The sequence below is a fragment of the Romboutsia sp. 1001285H_161024_C4 genome (genome assembly GCF_015550185.1).
Taxonomy (GTDB): domain Bacteria; phylum Bacillota; class Clostridia; order Peptostreptococcales; family Peptostreptococcaceae; genus Romboutsia_C; species Romboutsia_C hominis.
Map to the genome: position 1 here is coordinate 90393 of NZ_JADNAJ010000001.1, position 18739 is coordinate 109131.

Sequence of the window (18739 nt, forward strand, 5' to 3'; positions counted from 1 at the left end):
ACTATATAAAAATTCTTATATGCTTTACACCCATTTTAATTTACTCCATATTAAAAATTAATATCTATCAAGCACTTTATATTTATTAAAATATATTTCTTACTAATCACCCTTTATTTACCTTATTTTACCTTATATTTATTTTAGCACTTTCATACAAAAATTTTCATATATTTTATTTATTTTGTAATTTAATTTCATATTTTAGTTATATTACAATAATATTGTCGATTTAAAAACTTTACTTGAAATTTCATTATTATAAATAAAAAATCACTGATAGATAGTTCAAAAATCATTTATTTATTTTTATTGAGAATGCTTGGTTTTAACTTATATTTTAGTATATTTTTTATGAGTACTAAATTTTATGTAATTTGAATCTATGTAAATATTAGAGGAAAGATGTATTTTCTTGGTTGAAGAATAGTCTGAAACTAACGGTAAGTAAATTAAGTATAAGTTAATTATAAGAAATTAGTTTATAAAATATAAAATTTGAATATAATCAAGATAAAAACCAGCAGGAGGAAAAATGAGAAGGCCGCTTCTTATAATATTTATATTAGTATTAATAGTGTCATACCCTATAACTAATATTTTTTGTGAAGATGTTTATGAAGATAAATCTAATATAAATTTAATAGGTATAGTTAAAGGGAAAAAAACAAAAGCGAAATACGATGAATATATAATAGATAAATTCTTAGTAAGAGATTATACCAAGAGAAAAAATATTATGGTTGGATTAAAAGTAAATGTAGATGGAAAATTTAATTCTCTAAATAGTATGAAGTTTGATGATTTTGATTATGGTAAGTACTTGAGAAGCAATGGATATGAAGGAGTAATAAATTTAAATGATTATAAAGTTATAGGTGAAAGTAAGATTTTTAAATATTTAGGAAGATTAAAAATATATATAAGAAGTACAACTAGATATTTATACAAAGTTAATTCTGATTTTATAAATTCTTTGATATTAGGTGAAAAATATGAAATGACTAGTGAGCAAAAAGAAGTTTTTTCAAGAACAGGAACAAGTCATATAATTGCTATATCAGGACTTCATACGGGGATTTTATGTGTTTTTATAGCAATTTTAATAGGCAAAATTAATAAATATTATAAATTAATAATACTTATATCTCTACTAACACTTTACTCTATGATGATTGATAAGTCACCATCTATAATTAGAGCTATATTTTTTACTGCTATATTATACTTATCCATATTTACTGATAGGAAGAGAGATGGTATAAGTACATTATCATTCATAGGCATATTTTTAGTAATAAATAACCCATATATTATATATAATATAAGTTTCCAATTGTCTTTTCTTTCTACATTGTCTATAATATACTTTTACGGATATATAAATAAGAGCATCAATATGAGTTTAGTTTCAATAACTATAGCATCAAATATATTAACATTACCGATTATATATTATAATTTTAATGGAATACCAATAAGTTCAATAATTAGTAATATTATAATAGTTCCTTTTATAGGCATTATTATGTATATGAGTATTGTAAGTGTAATTTTATTTAATGTAAACATGGGTATTTCTAAGCTTATAGCGTATTTTAATAATATTATAATAGATAATATATATTATATATTAAATAAAATAAGTGAGTTGGATTTTTTGTATTTAGAGATTGTAAATCCAAATTTGATATATGTAATAATTTACTATGTTGTAGTTTTTTCATATATGATATATAGAGAAATGAAAGTTATGAAGGAGCAGGCAAATGAATTACAAGGATATTATAGGCAATATTAAAAATAGAAACTTTGAAAATGTATATCTTTTTTATGGAAAAGAATATTATTTAATAGAAAATGCAATAAAAGTATTTAAAGAAAGTTTAAGCGAAGGAATGCTTGATTTTAACTTAGATATAATAGATGGAAGGGAAACTGCTATAGATCAGGTTATAAGTTCTATAGAGACACTCCCTTTTATGGATGATAAAAAAATAGTAATAGTAAAAGATTTTGAATTATTAAAAGGTAAAAAGAAGAACTTTAGCGATAGTGATGAAAAGTATTTTATAGACCATATAGATAATATACCAGATACAACTGTTTTAGTATTTATAGTATATGGGGATATAGATAAAAGAAAGTCACTAGTAAAAAAGATAGATAAAAAAGGAATAGTATTTAATTGTGATAAATTATCTGATATGGACTTATTTAAATGGGTTAGAAAAAAATTTGAACTCAATAATGTAATAGTAGAGAACTCTGAGATAATGTATTTTATAGAACAAGAAGGATATAGAGATAAAAGTAGTGAAAAAACATTATCGGATTTAGAAAATGAAATAAATAAAATAAGTTCGTTTGTAGGAAAGGGAAATATTGTAAGTAGAGAAGTAATAGATAAACTTTCCCAAAAGAAGGTAGAAAATGATATATTTAAGTTAATAGATTATATAGGTGAAAAAAATTCATCTAATGCCATGAAAATATTAAACGATATGATAAATGAAGGTGAATCTGTTTTAGGGATATTTTCTATGATAGCAAGACAGTTTAAAGTAGTTGTACAATCAAGAAAATTACAAAGTGATGGGTACACATCAAAAGTAATAGCTGAAAAACTGAAAATTCATCCATTTGTAGCTACGAAAGCTATAAAACAAAGTAGAAACTTTTCAGATGAAATAATAATAGATATGTTAAATTATATATTAGAATGTGATTATAAGATAAAAAATGGGTTAATTAGGGATACATTAGCAGTAGAGATGCTTGTTAGTAAATATTGTAAAAGAGAATTTAATAATGTAATATAAATGAACTCTAAATAGGGTTCATTTTTTATTTCTATATAAAAAATTTAGATATATATTGGTGAAATTTTATAAGGTAATTTTGAATTTTGAGCAAAACAAAAAACCCTTGAAATAAATCAAGGGTTTAAATCTATACTTAAACGGTTAATTAAGCGTTCATTCCGTTTAACTTTTGAGCTAACTTAGCAACTTTTCTAGCTGCAGCGTTCTTGTGTATAGTTCCTTTTGAAGCTACTTGTTGTATCTTCTTTTGAGCGAATTGGAATCTTTGAGTAGCTTCCTCTCTGTTTCCTGCAGTAACAGCTTCTTCGAATCTTCTTATTGCAGTTTTAACTTGAGATTTTCTAGCTCTATTTAAAGCAGTTTTCTTTTCGATAACTTTTATTCTCTTCTTAGCTGATTTTATGTTTGCCACCGTGGTTCACCCCCTCGTTTACTTTATTATCTTATTCATCGTCAACATATTAGATTTTAACAGAAATAAATCTAAAAATCAAGGATAATTATTTATAAGTTTATAATATCTTTTTGTTTTGACTTTTTAGATTATAACCTATATAAAAATAATTTACAACATCCAAATTAAATATTCAGAGATTTATAAATTTAAACTTTTTAAATATGATTTGGTTTTAAAATGCTAAAAACTGTCAACAATTATAAGTATCATTTAAATTACACCTGGAGGTTTAGTATGATTAATATAAGAACAGATTTAGCGCTAGAAGCAAGTGAAGTAGTTCAGGAAAGCCAAGAACCAAAAGAAATACCTGGAGTTAAATTAGATAAAAAAGAATTAGGCAATGCAACAGTAACAATAGTTGAGATTATAAATGAACAAGGCGCAGAAATAATGAATAAAGGAATAGGAAAATATGTAACATTAGAAAGCAATTTAATGAAGTTTGATGATGATGAATCAAGAGAAGAGGTTATAACATACTTAAAAGATGAACTTGTAGATATATTAGGGACTGACAAAACTAAAAAAACATTAGTTATAGGGTTAGGAAATTGGAATATAACATCAGATGCTTTAGGCCCTAAATCAGTCTCTAAGACGTTAGTAACAAGACATATATTTAAAAATTACAATAAAGATTACGATGATGATTTTACAGAAGTATCAGCTCTGAGCCCTGGAGTAATGGGACTTACTGGTATAGAAACAAGTGAAACTGTAAAGTCATTAGTTGATAGAATAAAACCAGATAGAGTTATAGCAATAGATGCATTAGCATCTAGAAAAATGGAAAGAGTAAATCAAACTATTCAAATATCAACAGCAGGAATATCTCCTGGAGGGGGAGTTGGAAATAAAAGAAAAGCTTTAAATAAAGAATATTTAGGCGTAGATGTTATAGCGATTGGAGTTCCAACAGTAGTAGATGCAGCTACATTAACTAGTGATGTACTAGATTTAGCGATAGATAATCTTATAAATCAATCAGAGGGCGCAGATAACTTCTATAATATGTTAAAAACGCTTAAAGAAGAAGAAAAGTATCATCTTATTAAAGAATCATTAGAACCATATGATAAAAATCTTATAGTTACACCAAAAGATATAGACGAAACAATAGAAAACCTATCTATAATAATAAGCGAGGGCTTAAATAGGTCTCTTCATCCAGGGAGGATAACCAAGTAAGGAGGAGAAAATATGTTTAATAAACGCATTAAGACATCTATTGTGTCATGTGTGTTAATTTGTATTTTACCAACGGTCTCATATGCCATAAGTAAAGATGATTTCCTAAAATTTTTAGTTAATTCATCGTATCCAGAGGCTAAAGAAGAAGTAAAAGAAGATGAAAAAAAAGAAAGTACTAGTAAAGATGAAGAATATATAGAATTCTTTATAGGAGAAGAAAATATACCTACTATAAAGGAAGAAAATAATAGTGATGAAGAAGAAAGTAAGGAAGCTTCAAATACATTAGCATCAAATTACACTAACAACATAAGGATAACAAGAGAAAAACCAACAATGATGATATATCATTCTCATGCATCTGAAAGTTATTCAGATTCTCCAGAAAATAATTATAGATGCCAAGATAATAATAAGTCGATAGTATCTGTTGGAAGTCTTTTAACAGAAGAATTAAATAAAAAAGGATGGGGTATAGTTCATAGTACAAAGTATCATGATTTTCCAGATTATAACTCATCTTATTCAAATAGTCTAAAAACTATAAATAGCATAATGAGTGAACAAAATAGCATAGATATAGCCATTGACTTACATAGAGATGCTAGAACATTAGATACAAAGGCAAAAAAAGATAAAGAAACTAATAGAATGGTTGCTAATTATAATGGTGAAGAAGTAGCTAAGTTTTTATTTGTAGTTGGACAAAGAAATCCAAATGTAAAAGAAGTAAGAGCACTAGCTAATGATATTACAAATTTTGCAAAGAAAAAGTACCCAGATTTAGTTTTACCAGTAATAGAAAAGCCATATGGTAAATTTAATCAGTATGTAGCTGATAATCATATTCTTATAGAAGTAGGAAGTAATGGGACAACCTTAGAACAGGCTCAAAATAGTGTAAAATATATAGCTAATGTACTAGACGAATATTTTAAAGAAAAGAAGTAGACTTGAAGTATGAGTAGAGTTGAAAGAAATATACAAAAAAAAATAAAGAAAAGAAAAAGAAAATTCATAAGTAAAGTACTATTTATATTGCTTATGACTGCAAATTTATTTATATGTATATTTACAATAAATCAAAGTGCCAAAAGTATGTTAGGTGAGGATACATATAATATAGAAGAAAATATTAAAGATTTACAAAAATTTATAGAAAATAAGTTAGAGATACTTTCAGATAAGACTAAAAAACTAATCTCTCAACTTAATATATAGTAAAAAATAAGACTTATAGGCACTTAAGTCTTATTTTTTGTCCTTATTATTTACATAAATGCGGATATATTATAAAATAAAAGTTATGATAAATAAGAATAAAATTTTTAAGTATTAAAAAGGAGGAATAAAGGTGGACAGTAAACAAAGTAGAACTAGAAACTTTAGTATAATAGCACATATAGACCACGGTAAGTCTACCTTAGCAGATAGATTAATACAAAAAACTGGACTTGTTAGTGAAAGAGAAATGAAAGATCAATTACTAGATAATATGGATCTTGAAAGAGAAAGAGGAATCACTATAAAGTTACAAAATATTAGGTTAGTTTATAAGGCTAAGGATGGAAATGAATATTATTTAAATCTTATAGATACTCCAGGTCATGTTGACTTTAACTATGAGGTATCAAGAAGTTTAGCAGCTTGTGAAGGTGCATTATTAGTAGTGGATGCAGCACAAGGTGTTGAAGCTCAAACATTAGCTAATGTTTATTTAGCGTTAGATCAAGATTTAGAAATACTACCAGTTATAAATAAGATAGACCTTCCAAGTGCTAGACCAGATGAAATAAAGACAGAAATAGAAGATATAATAGGACTTGATGCAAGTGATGCACCTTTAATATCAGCTAAAAGTGGTTTAAATATAGAAGATGTATTAGAAGCCATAGTAGAAAAAGTACCAGCACCACAAGGTGATAAAGATGCTCCTTTAAAAGCTTTAATATTTGACTCATATTACGATGCATATAAAGGTGTTGTAGCGTATGTTAGAGTTTATGAAGGAACTGTTAAAAAAGGTATGACTATAAAAATGATGAATACTAACAAAAAGTTTGAGGTAACTGAAGTTGGTGTTATGGCTCCTGGTCAAAGAGAACTTGATGAGTTAGCTGCAGGAGATGTTGGATACATAGCTGCAAGTATAAAGGATATAAGAAGTTGTCAAGTTGGTGATACAATAACAGATGCAAATAATCCAACTGATGAACCTATGCCAGGATACAAAAAAGCTACTCCAATGGTTTATTGTGGTATATACCCAGGTGAAGGTGAAAAGTACGAAAATGTAAGAGATGCATTAGAAAAAATGCAAATAAATGATGCAGCGCTGGAATTTGAGGCTGAAACTTCAGCTGCATTAGGATTTGGATTTAGATGTGGGTTCTTAGGTCTACTTCATATGGAAATAATCCAAGAAAGACTAGAAAGAGAATATGACTTAAACTTAGTAACAACAGCACCATCTGTTATATACAGAGTTACTAAAAATGATGGGGAAGTTGTAATGATACAAAATCCAACAAACTTACCAGAACCATCAGAAATAAATATGATAGAAGAGCCAATCGTTAAAGGTGATATAATAGTTCCTAAAGATTATGTTGGTACTGTTATGGAGCTTTGTCAAGAAAGACGTGGAACAATGATAAATATGGAATACATAGATGAAAAGAGAGTTATGCTTCATTATGATTTACCACTAAATGAAGTTGTTTACGATTTCTTTGATGCATTAAAGTCTAGAACAAGAGGATATGGATCTTTAGATTATGAAATTAAGGGATACACTCCTTCTAAACTTGTTAAGCTTGATATATTAATAAATAAAGAGCAAGTAGATGCACTTAGCTTTATAGTACATGAATCTCGTGCTTATCCAAGAGGTAAAGCTATGTGTGAAAAATTAAAAAATGAAATACCAAGACATCAGTTTGCAGTTCCTATACAAGCAGCTGTTGGAAATAAAGTTGTTGCTAGAGAAACTATAAGTGCACTTAGAAAAGACGTTTTAGCTAAGTGTTACGGAGGAGATATATCTCGTAAGAAGAAACTTCTTGAAAAGCAAAAAGAAGGTAAGAAACGTATGAGACAAATCGGATCTGTAGAAGTTCCTCAAAAGGCCTTTATGTCAGTATTAAAATTAGATGAATAATAGCTAAAGTCAAAGGATTTTTCCTTTGGCTTTTTTATTATAAGTTCTATTAACTAAAATCGTGTGTAAAACCTGTCCTCATATCTAAATTCTAATAATAGATAAAAACTTGGGAATACTAAAAAATGCAAAGTATACAAAAATATCATAAATATAAACAGCACAAGGAGGACATATATGAATGGTAAGCTTAATAGTACCATAGGACTACCAGCAGCTCTTTCAACAGTTGTTGGTATGGTTATAGGGTCTGGAGTATTTTTTAAGCCTCAAGCAATATACACGGCAACTAATGGTGCACCAGGTCTTGGTATAATAGCATGGATATTAGGTGGTATTATAACTATTACAGCAGGATTAACTGCAGCTGAAATATCAGCAGCCATACCTAAAACTGGTGGAATGATGACTTATCTCAGTGAAATATATGGAGAAAAAATAGGATTCTTGACAGGATGGATGCAAACAGTATTATATTTTCCAGGTACTATTGCAGCGCTTGCAGTTATATTTTCGCAACAGGTATCAGAACTTATGGGGTATGGTCCGCAAAATATGGTAGTAGTTTTACCAGCATCTTTAGGAATAATAATATTTATAGCTTTGCTAAATACAGTAGGATCATCTTTTGGTGGATTTATACAAACTGTATCTACTATCTGTAAGTTATTACCTTTAATACTTATAATAATATTTGGATTTATAAAAGGAAATGGAAACCCAATATTAACACCATTAGTAGGAGGTGAAACTACTGTCATAGGATCTTTAGGACAAGTATTAATAGCTACACTATTTGCTTATGATGGTTGGATAAATGTTGGAGCTATAGCTGGTGAAATGAAAAGTCCAGAAAAAAATTTACCTCTAGCTATAGTTGGAGGTTTATCAATAGTTATGGCTGTATATATATTGATAAACTTAGCATATTTATGGGTAGCGCCAGCATCAGAACTTGCTACATCAGTAGCTCCAGCTGCACTTGTCGCACAAAAAATATTTGGAAATACAGGTGGAAAATTAATATCCATAGGTATACTAATATCAGTATTTGGTGCTCTAAATGGATATTTACTTAAAGCACCTAGGGTACCATATGTACTTTCAAAAGAGGGATTATTACCAGGATCAAAAATATTTTCTAAGTTAAATAAAGGTGGTTCTCCATACAACTCTATTTGGTTAATAGCCGGTCTTGGATGTATATATGCTTTATCTGGACAATTTAACCTGTTAAGTGATCTAACTATATTTATAATATGGGTATTTTATATATTTACTTTCTATGGAGTAGTTAAGCTTAGAAAAGAAAAACCAGATATGGTAAGACCTTATAAGGTTCCATTATACCCAATTGTTCCTATTGTTGCTATACTAGGTGGACTTTTTGTTATAATAAATCAATTAATAACAATGACTTTAGTTTCATTAGGAGGAATAATAGTTACACTTATTGGTTTACTAGTATATTCTTATAAAATTAAATTAAGATAAGTAAAAGGCATCTTTACATTTAGGTGCCTTTTATATATTTTAAATTAATAAAGCATTTTTAAATAGATAACAACTATTACATATATATTGTTATAATATAGTAAAATATATTTAATAATGTAAGCAATATATGAATAGGAGAAAAATAAATGTTAGGATTATATATACATATTCCATTTTGTGTGAGTAAGTGTAACTACTGTGACTTTAATTCATACAAATTAGATGTAAACTTAAAGAAAAGATACATAGATGATTTAAAAAAGGAAATGGAACTTTATAAGAAAGATATAGAAAAAGAAAATTATGAAAAAGAAATATGTAGTATATTTTTAGGGGGAGGAACTCCAAGCATACTAACATCTAATGAAATTGAAGAAATATTTAATAATATTTATAAGAACTTCAATATAAAGGATAATGCTGAAGTAACTATGGAGTGCAATCCAGGAACATTAACAAGAGAAAAATTAGAAACTATGAAAAAGTGTGGAGTAAACAGATTAAGTATAGGTCTTCAGGCAGTGCAAAATAATAAATTAAAGGAAATAGGAAGAATCCATACATATGAAGAGTTTGAGAAAAATTATAAAGAAGCTTTAGAGGTTGGTTTTGATAATATAAATGTAGATTTAATGTATGCACTTCCAAATCATAACATTGATGAATGGAAAGAAAGCTTAGAAAAAATTATTTCATTAAACCCATCACATATATCAGCTTATTCACTTATATTAGAAGAGGGCACAAAGTTATATGATATGTATGAAGACAATGAATTTGAACTTATAGATGAAGATACAGATATAAATATGTATAATCACACAATAAATTACCTAAAACAAAATGGGTACAATCAATATGAAATATCAAACTATTCAAAGCCAGGTTTTGAGTGTAAGCATAATATACTATACTGGAAGTGTTATCATTATATAGGGTTAGGTGCAGGGGCATCTGGATATCTAGGAAATATTAGATATAATAATGTAGAAAATCTAGATGAGTATCATAATATGATAGAAAAAAATGAAAAACCTATAAGCAATTTAGAAAATTTAAGTATAGAAGATAAAATACAAGAAAAAATATTTATGGGACTTAGAATGAATGAAGGGATATATTTTGAAGACTTTAAAAAAGAATTTAATATAGAATTCAAAAATAAATATAATAAGCAAATTGAGGATTTGAAAAATAAAGACTTAATAAAAGAAAGCAAAGTAGGTATTAAGCTTACCCAAAAGGGACGAGAAATATCAAATTCTGTATTTGTTGAATTCATAAATTAATTAGAAAGTGTTGACAAGAATAAAATAAAATGATATATAATATATATAATCTTTTTAGCACTCGAAAGTAGTGAGTGCTAACAGCGAGGAGTGAAGGTGATGGAATTAAATGAAAGAAAATTAAAGATCCTCAAAGCTATAGTTAAAGATTATATAGAAACAGCTGAGGCTGTAGGCTCACGAACTATATCAAAAAAACATGACTTAGGTGTAAGTGCTGCCACTATAAGGAATGAAATGGCTGACCTTGAAGAATTAGGATATTTAATCCAGCCACATACCTCGGCAGGTAGAGTTCCATCTGAGAAAGGATACAAGCTTTATGTAGATTCTCTTATGAGTCAAAGTGAACTTAGTGACGAAGAGAAAATTTTAATAGAGAGTTGTATAAATAAAAATGTTAATGATATAAGAGATTTAATTCATGAGACTTCTAAGCTATTATCAGAAATTACTAATTATACAACTGTAGCTGTTACTAAAAACTTAGTTAATCAAAGTGTTATAAAACACATACAGTTAGTTAGTATGAGTGATAACAACATTTTATTAATAGTTGTTACAGATAAAGGTGATATAAAAAATGTAAATTTAGCTACTAACACTCATTTAGATCAATCAAAATTAAACATAATTTCTGACAATCTAACTAGAAAATTATCAGGAAAAAGTATAGTTGATTTAGATGAAAAACTTATAGCATTTATAAAATATGAAATAAGTGAACATGCAGTGTTAATAGATGAATTAATAGATGCACTAAATTTTGATACCAATGATGATACATCAATTTCACTAAGTGGAGCAACTAATATATTTAACTATCCCGAATTTAATGATGTACTTAAGGCCAAGTCATTTTTACATATGCTAGAACATAAGGAAATGATATCTAGTATGGCTAAGTCAAAAGGTATACAGAAGGATAATGTTAATATAATCATTGGTAGTGATAATGATTTTGAGTTAGCGCAAGATTGTAGTATAGTTACAGCAACTTATAATATAAGTAGAGATCTAGTAGGGCGTATAAGTTTTATAGGGCCTACAAGAATGGACTATGCTAAGATTTATACAATTGTTAATTATATGAGTTTGATTTTTAACAAAAAATAGATTAAGGGGTGTAACATATTGCAAGAGAATAATTTAGAAAATGAAAATGTAAAAGAAGAATTAGAAACTTCAAGTGAGATTGAAGAAACAACTGAAGAAGTTGTAGAAGACAATGTTACAGATATAAATGACAAATTAGAAGAAAATAAATTAAGAGAAGAATTAGAGGCTCTTAATGATAAGCATCAAAGACTTCAAGCAGAATATGCAAACTATAGAAGAAGAACAAATGAAGAAAAAGAAACTATAGGATTATTTGCAAATGAAAAAATACTGAATGATATAATACCTGTTATCGATAGTATGGAAAGAGCTTTAGAAGCTTGTGATGACAAAGAAGGAAGTATGTACCAAGGAATAGACTTAGTATATAAGCAACTTCAAGGAATACTTACAAAGTATGGAGTTGAAGCAATAGAAGCTGAAAATGCAGACTTTGATCCAAATTTACACTTAGCAGTAATGCAAGAAAGTGTTGATGGAGTTGAAGCAAATAAGGTTGTAGTGGTACTTCAAAAAGGATACAAACTAGGAAATAAAGTATTAAGACCAAGTATGGTTAAAGTATCTTGCTAGTTTGATATAAATAGCAATAAAGTTTAAGAATTTAGCTAAAATATATCTTATGTTCTAGCAAAATTAGAACTTAGATATTTAAATGTATAAAATAAATAATAACTAAATTCTATATAGAATAAAAATCATAAAAAATTATTTAGGAGGAATTTGGTCATGGGAAAAATAATAGGAATTGACTTAGGAACAACAAACTCTTGTGTAGCGGTATTAGAAGGTGGAGAACCACAAATAATAACTAATGCAGAAGGTATGAGAACTACTCCATCAGTAGTAGCATTTACTAAGGACGGAGATAGAATAGTAGGGGAGCCTGCAAAAAGACAAGCTGTTACAAATGCAGATAGAACTATAATATCAATAAAAACTCACATGGGAACAGATTACAAAGTTAATATAGATGGTAAAGATTATACACCACAAGAAATATCAGCTATAATCTTACAAAAATTAAAAGCAGATGCAGAAAGCTACTTAGGGCAACCTGTAACTGAAGCTGTTATAACAGTTCCAGCATACTTCACAGATGCTCAAAGACAAGCAACAAAAGATGCAGGTAGAATAGCAGGACTTGATGTTAAGAGAATAATAAATGAGCCAACTGCTGCTGCACTTGCTTATGGTATGGATAAGTTAGACCAAGATAAAAAAATATTAGTATTTGACTTAGGTGGAGGAACATTTGACGTTTCAGTTCTTGAAATAGGAGATGGAACTTTCGAAGTTTTAGCTACTGCTGGTAACAACAGATTAGGTGGAGATGACTTTGACCAAGTATTAATAGACTACTTAGCTGAAGAATTCAAAAAAGCTGAAGGTGTAGACTTAAGAAATGATAATATGGCTCTTCAAAGATTAAAAGAAGCTGCTGAAAAGGCTAAAAAAGAGTTATCATCAACAATGACAACTAACGTAAACTTACCTTTCATAACAGCTACTGCTGAGGGTCCAAAACACTTAACTATGGATATATCAAGAGCTAAGTTTGATGAGTTAACTGCTCACTTAGTAGAAAAAACTATGGAACCAACAAGAAGAGCATTACAAGATGCAGGTCTTTCAACTTCTGATATAGATGATGTATTATTAGTTGGTGGTTCTACAAGAATACCAGCTGTTCAAGAAGCTGTTAAGAAATTCATAGGAAAAGAGCCACACAAAGGATTAAACCCAGACGAATGTGTTGCTGCAGGTGCTGCTATACAAGCAGGTGTATTATCTGGAGATGTTAATGATTTATTACTTCTAGATGTTACTCCATTATCATTAGGTATAGAAACTATGGGTAACGTAATGACTAAAATAATAGAAAGAAATACTACAATACCAACTAAGAAGTCACAAGTATTCTCAACTGCTGCTGATAACCAAACTGCTGTTGATATACATGTTCTTCAAGGTGAAAGAAGTATGTCATATGACAACACTACTTTAGGTAGATTCCAATTAACTGATATACCACCAGCTCCAAGAGGAATACCTCAAATAGAAGTTACTTTCGATATAGATGCTAACGGTATAGTTCACGTTACTGCTAAAGACTTAGGAACTGGAAAAGAGCAAAAAGTTACTATAACTTCTGGAACTAATTTAAGTGAAGAAGAAATAGAAAAGAAAGTTAAAGAAGCTGAAATGAATGCTGAAGCTGATAAGCAAAAGAAAGATAAAATAGAAGCATTAAACCAAGCTGATTCAACTATATACCAAACAGAAAAAACTTTAAATGAATTAGGTGACAAAGTAAGTGCTGAAGATAAGAGCGCTATAGAAGCTGCAATAGCTGAACTTAAGGCAGTTAAAGATAAAGAAGAGTCAACAGGTGAAGAAATAAGAAAAGCTATGGATGAAGTTATGAACAAATTCCATAAAGTTTCTGAAATGATGTATCAACAAGCACAAGCTGAAGCTGGGGCTCAAGGTAGCGAAGCTGGTCAAGGGGCTCAAGACGATAACGTTGTAGATGCTGACTTCACAGAAGTAAATGACGAAAAATAGGTTACGAAAATATATAGTTTAATATATAATAGAAAAGAGTATCTTTTCATAAGTATATAGTCATAGACTAATGCTTAAAAATAATAATAGCTTGTAGTATGATATTCTACAAGCTATTATTTTGTAATAATAAAGGTGGTGACAAATAATGAGTGCTAAGAGAGATTATTATGAGGTGCTTGGTGTAGATAAAAGTGCCGATGCTCAAGCCCTTAAAAAAGCATATAGAAAACTTGCTATGAAATATCACCCAGATAGAAATCCTGGTGATAAAGAAGCAGAAGAAAAGTTCAAGGAAATAAATGAAGCGTACGAAGTATTATCAGATGATAGTAAAAGACAAATGTACGATCAATTCGGACATGATGGTGTAAACGGTCAAGGAGGATTTGGTGGCCAAGGAGGATTTGGTGGTCAAGGATTCGGCGGATTTGAAGATATATTTGGTGACATGTTTGGTGATATATTCGGAGGCGGATTTAGTGGTGGTAGAGCCAGAAGAAGAGGTCCAGAGCGTGGAGCAGATATAAAACAAAGTGTTAGTATAAGCTTTGAAGAAGCTGCATTTGGAAAGAAAGTATCTGTAAAGATAAATAGAAGTGAAGAGTGCGAAGAATGCCATGGAAGCGGAGCTAAGCCAGGAACATCTAAGAAAACTTGTCCAACATGTAATGGTACAGGAGAAGTTAGAACTGTTCAAAGAACTCCATTTGGTAACATAGCATCAAGCAGACCTTGTAGTGCTTGTAATGGAGAGGGTGAAGTTATAGAATCACCATGTCCAAAGTGTCACGGTAAGGGATATAATAGAAAAGTTAAGACTATAGAAGTTGATATACCAGCAGGTATAGATGATGGACAAATGATAAAATTATCAGGTCAAGGTGAAGTTGGATCTAAAGGTGGACCAAGAGGAGATTTATATATAATAGTTAATGTTAAACCTCATCCATTATTTACAAGAGAAGGAACTGATATATACTTTGACATGCCAATAACATTTGTTCAAGCTGCATTAGGAGATGAAATAGAAGTTCCAACACTAGAAGGAAAAGTTAAGTATACAATACCAGAAGGAACTCAAACTGGAACTGTATTTAGACTAAGAGAAAAAGGTATACCAAGACTTAGAGGTAACTCAAGAGGTGACCAATACGTTAAGGTTATAGTTGATACTCCTAAGAAATTAAATGAAAAGCAAAAAGAAATACTAAGAGAATTTGCTAAAGAATGTGGAGAAGATGTTCACGAAAAGAAAAAGACTTTTGGACAAAAAATAGAAGACATGTTTAAAAGAAAGTAATTTATAAACAAGTAAATATAACAAAAGATAAAAGAGACATAGTTTAAACTATGTCTCTTTTTTTTTAAAATGTACACATTTCATAATATAATTTAAAAAATTATAGAATAAAATTTACTCATTTTTTAATCTTTATAAATATATTCTCTTGTCATACTTATTTCATTATTAACACCTTTGCTCATTAAGATCTGATGTAGGTCTATAACTCCATTATTAAAACAAGCAGCACAAGAAGAAAGGTATAAGTCCCACATTCTTACGAATTCTTCATCAAACATATCCTCTACAACATCTCTTTGTTTATCAAAGTTTTTATACCACTCAACTAAAGTTTTAGTATAATGTCTTCTTAAACTTTCAACATCTAATGTATAAAAATTATATTTAGGAAGTAAGTCTATAATTTCACGTAGTGAAGGAATAACTCCACCTGGGAATATGTATTTTCTAATCCAAGCATCGCCAGGAGATTCAACTAAACCACTTATATAATGTAATAAGAATAACCCTTTAGGTTTTAATACACTATTTACATTTTTAAAGTATAAATCATAGTGTTCACGACCAACATGTTCTAACATACCAACACTTACAATTTTATCAAACATCATACCAGATGTTTCAAGATTTCTATAGTCCATAAGTTTTACTTGTAAATAGTCTTGAAGTCCTTCCTCTACTATTCTTTCATTAAATCTTTTATATTGTTCCTCACTTAGTGTAATACCAGTTCCTTTAATTTTATATTTCTTAGCGGCTTCTATAAGAAGATATCCCCAACCACATCCTATATCTAGTAAAGTTTCACCTTCTGATAGATCTAATTTTTTTAAAATATGATGTATTTTGTTCATTTGAGCTTGGTATAAAGTATCATCATCATTTTCGAAGTAAGCACAAGAATAACTTAAAGTATCGTCTAGCCAAAGGCTATAGAAATCATTTCCTATATCATAGTGAGAACAAACCTCTAATTTTTGATTCTTTTCATTTCCTGCTTTATGGAATAGTTTTGATAATTTTGCAAAGTTAGTATGAAAATGTTCTTTTTGACAGCTAAATAAAGCATCTAAGACTAGTAGTAAATCACCATCAATATCAATATCTTTTTTCATGTATGCTTCCCCTAAAGCCAACGATGTACTATTTAATAAATCTTTTTTACTAATTGGCTTATTAAAGTAAACCTTAAACTTAGGCTCATCTTGCCCAATTAAGAATTCTTCTCCATCCCAAAGTTTTACCTCAAATGTACTTGAGTCAAGTTTTGAAAGAAATTCTTTTATAAATATTTTGTCTATGCTGTTCATAATAATTTTTCACCTCTATAAAAACCATACCCAAAAATTACCATATGAAAACAAAATATTATATAAAAAATAGAAATATATTTAAATACATTGCTATTTTTTTAATTTTATATAGATATTATCGCTAATGTTTGAAGTTGGGTAAATATACCCTGAGAAAGGTCTGAGATAGTTTTTTTATTCATATCCATCTCCTTTAAAGCCAGGAATGTTATGAATGCATTTAATAAAACTTTTTCATAAATATAAAAGTATGTATATTTATCGTTTAAATACTCTTTATTTCTTATAGATTCATTTATAAGATTAAGTTCATCAACTGTAGCATGAGTTACTGCCATAACAGTAGTTGAATCTATATTCGCACCTTTTACAGATTTAAGTTTTTGAAGTGAGAAAGTATTTAAATCTACTAAAACTTTATGTATATCTTTAGAACTTTTATCTTTTAATTCATCTTTAGTTTGTTTTAATAAAAGATTAGAGCGGTTTGTTATATCATCCATCTTTTCCTTATAAAATCCAAGTAATGAATTTAATTTTTTATTGTCTTCTATTTCTTTATTATCATCTTTAAGTTGTAAATTTTTATACACATCTGATACTTTTTGTATATCTTTAAATAAATTTAATGTCTCAAACCTTTCCATAATAAACCCCCTTAAGTTGTTATTATATATACTATATAGTATAAATCATTAGAAATATATAATAAAGAAAATGTTTTTTAGATTATATTTTCAATTGAAAAGGAAGGTATTTTTAGAAAAAAATAAATAATTTAAATTTTGGTAAAAAAATTAATAATATAAGATAGAATTAAATTAAAGTAGCATTTATAATATAATTAAGTTAAAAAATTACCATGTTATGATTAGATTTACTAAGGAGGAGAAGCATGTATTTTGTAGGAGTAGATATTGGAGGAACAGGAATACAAGCAGGGATAGTTAATGAAAACGGTGAAATACTTTTTAGAAAAGAGTGTAAGACTAATTCTTCAAATGGATTTGAAAATGTTATGAATGATATAGAACATTTAGTAAGGGGATTACTAAAAGAAAATAATTTAGACATGAGAGATATAAAGTCTATAGGATTTGGTGTACCAGGTTTTATAAACAAACAAGGTATGGCGACTGCTGTAAACTTAGGTTGGGAAGACGTTAATTTTATAGAGTCTTTAAAAAATAGATTTAATGAAGTTGATGTGTATGCTGAAAACGATGCAACAGTTGCAGCATTGGCAGAAGCTAAATCAGGAAGTATGAAAGGAAAAAATTGTGCTGTTATGTATACACTAGGAACTGGTGTAGGCGGTGGAATAATAATAAACGGTAAAGCATTTTCAGGTGCACATGGTATGGGATCTGAACTAGGACATGTTATAATAGGTGAGAATTACTTTGACTGTAATTGTGGAAATAACGGGTGTTTAGAAACCTTTTGCTCGGCAACAGCCATAATAAAGTATGCACAAAGGCTAATAAATGAAGGAAGAGCAAGTATAATATTAGATATGGCAAATGGTAATGCAGAAGATATAAATGCTAAAATAGTGTTTGATGCTTATAGAGAAAATGATGAAGTGGCAGTAGAAACTATAAATAGATTTAAACTTTACTTATCTAAGGCAATAGCTAATATGGTAAGTACATTAGACCCAGATATAATATCACTAGGTGGAGGAGTGTCAGGAGCTAGTGACATTATACTTCCTGGATTAAAAGAATTAGTAAGAGAGCAGCTTGTATTCAAAAACAATGAATTTGCAGACATAGTATGTGCAAATTTAGGAGCCGATGCGGGTATAATAGGAGCAGCATTTTTAAGTTAAAAATAAACATAACTATCTAAAAATAAATCTTAAGAAAAAATATTCTTAAGATTTATTTTTATGTAAATTTTTAAAGGCAATACTTAGGACATAGTGTTTTTAAATTTTTATTTAGAGCTAACATTAAAATAAAGTGATTATACTTTTATTATAAAAACTTTTGCAAAAGGTTTATAT

At 28.6% G+C, this 18739-nt stretch carries 16 protein-coding genes; 13 read left to right on the top strand and 3 right to left on the bottom strand.

What is annotated here, in order from left to right; genetic code table 11:
* Window positions 1-535: 535 nt before the first annotated feature.
* Together I1959_RS00500 and holA are read left to right on the top strand one after the other, a co-directional pair.
* Window positions 536-1801 (top strand): ComEC/Rec2 family competence protein, encoded by a 1266-nt coding sequence (locus I1959_RS00500; RefSeq protein WP_092927183.1) that lies wholly within the window; start codon window positions 536-538, stop codon window positions 1799-1801.
* On the top strand, window positions 1770-2822 hold the full coding sequence (holA, locus tag I1959_RS00505; protein ID WP_092927181.1) for a DNA polymerase III subunit delta: 1053 nt from the start codon (window positions 1770-1772) through the stop codon (window positions 2820-2822). The genes I1959_RS00500 and holA overlap by 32 nt, the downstream gene beginning before the upstream one ends.
* A 148-nt stretch (window positions 2823-2970) precedes the next feature.
* Here holA and rpsT read toward each other — a convergent pair whose 3' ends face one another.
* Window positions 2971-3237 (bottom strand): 30S ribosomal protein S20, encoded by a 267-nt coding sequence (rpsT, locus tag I1959_RS00510; RefSeq protein WP_092927179.1) that lies wholly within the window; start codon window positions 3235-3237, stop codon window positions 2971-2973.
* A gap of 279 nt (window positions 3238-3516) precedes the next feature.
* Here rpsT and gpr point away from each other — a divergent pair, with 279 nt between their 5' ends.
* The 10 genes from gpr (at window position 3517) to dnaJ (ending at window position 15412) form a co-directional block, all read left to right on the top strand.
* Window positions 3517-4473 carry a GPR endopeptidase gene (gene gpr, locus I1959_RS00515; RefSeq protein WP_195236821.1) on the top strand — a complete coding sequence of 319 codons (957 nt, stop codon included), beginning with the start codon at window positions 3517-3519 and terminating at the stop codon, window positions 4471-4473.
* Between the two features lie 12 nt (window positions 4474-4485).
* Window positions 4486-5427, top strand: a complete 942-nt coding sequence (gene spoIIP / locus I1959_RS00520; RefSeq protein WP_166504909.1) for a stage II sporulation protein P — start codon at window positions 4486-4488, stop codon at window positions 5425-5427.
* Between the two features lie 9 nt (window positions 5428-5436).
* On the top strand, window positions 5437-5697 hold the full coding sequence (locus tag I1959_RS00525; RefSeq protein ID WP_092927173.1) for a hypothetical protein: 261 nt from the start codon (window positions 5437-5439) through the stop codon (window positions 5695-5697).
* A gap of 133 nt (window positions 5698-5830) precedes the next feature.
* On the top strand, window positions 5831-7636 hold the full coding sequence (gene lepA / locus I1959_RS00530) for a translation elongation factor 4 (RefSeq protein ID WP_166504910.1): 1806 nt from the start codon (window positions 5831-5833) through the stop codon (window positions 7634-7636).
* A 177-nt stretch (window positions 7637-7813) separates the two neighbouring features.
* Complete coding sequence (locus I1959_RS00535) at window positions 7814-9130, top strand: APC family permease (protein WP_195236822.1); 1317 nt, start codon at window positions 7814-7816, stop codon at window positions 9128-9130.
* Between the two features lie 149 nt (window positions 9131-9279).
* Complete coding sequence (gene hemW, locus I1959_RS00540) at window positions 9280-10422, top strand: radical SAM family heme chaperone HemW (protein ID WP_092927167.1); 1143 nt, start codon at window positions 9280-9282, stop codon at window positions 10420-10422.
* Between the two features lie 99 nt (window positions 10423-10521).
* Window positions 10522-11538 carry a heat-inducible transcriptional repressor HrcA gene (hrcA, locus tag I1959_RS00545; protein WP_092927166.1) on the top strand — a complete coding sequence of 339 codons (1017 nt, stop codon included), beginning with the start codon at window positions 10522-10524 and terminating at the stop codon, window positions 11536-11538.
* 18 nt (window positions 11539-11556) lie between these two features.
* Window positions 11557-12114, top strand: a complete 558-nt coding sequence (grpE, locus tag I1959_RS00550; RefSeq protein WP_207733496.1) for a nucleotide exchange factor GrpE — start codon at window positions 11557-11559, stop codon at window positions 12112-12114.
* A gap of 156 nt (window positions 12115-12270) precedes the next feature.
* Window positions 12271-14109, top strand: a complete 1839-nt coding sequence (dnaK, locus tag I1959_RS00555) for a molecular chaperone DnaK (protein ID WP_195236823.1) — start codon at window positions 12271-12273, stop codon at window positions 14107-14109.
* A gap of 148 nt (window positions 14110-14257) precedes the next feature.
* Entirely contained in the window at window positions 14258-15412 is a 1155-nt protein-coding gene (dnaJ, locus tag I1959_RS00560; RefSeq protein WP_195236824.1) for a molecular chaperone DnaJ, read from the top strand.
* A gap of 125 nt (window positions 15413-15537) precedes the next feature.
* Here the strand turns inward: dnaJ and I1959_RS00565 are convergent, their stop codons facing one another.
* Window positions 15538-16725: an SAM-dependent methyltransferase gene (locus I1959_RS00565; RefSeq protein WP_092927158.1), complete on the bottom strand. Its 1188-nt coding sequence runs from the start codon at window positions 16723-16725 to the stop codon at window positions 15538-15540.
* A 107-nt stretch (window positions 16726-16832) separates the two neighbouring features.
* The gene (locus I1959_RS00570) at window positions 16833-17375 is read right to left on the bottom strand and encodes a hypothetical protein (RefSeq protein WP_195236825.1); all 543 of its coding nucleotides are present in this window, start codon (window positions 17373-17375) and stop codon (window positions 16833-16835) included.
* Between the two features lie 248 nt (window positions 17376-17623).
* On the opposite strand from I1959_RS00570, the gene I1959_RS00575 reads away from it, so the two are divergent.
* Window positions 17624-18562, top strand: a complete 939-nt coding sequence (locus I1959_RS00575) for an ROK family protein (RefSeq protein ID WP_195236826.1) — start codon at window positions 17624-17626, stop codon at window positions 18560-18562.
* The last annotated feature ends 177 nt before the right edge of the window (window positions 18563-18739 follow it).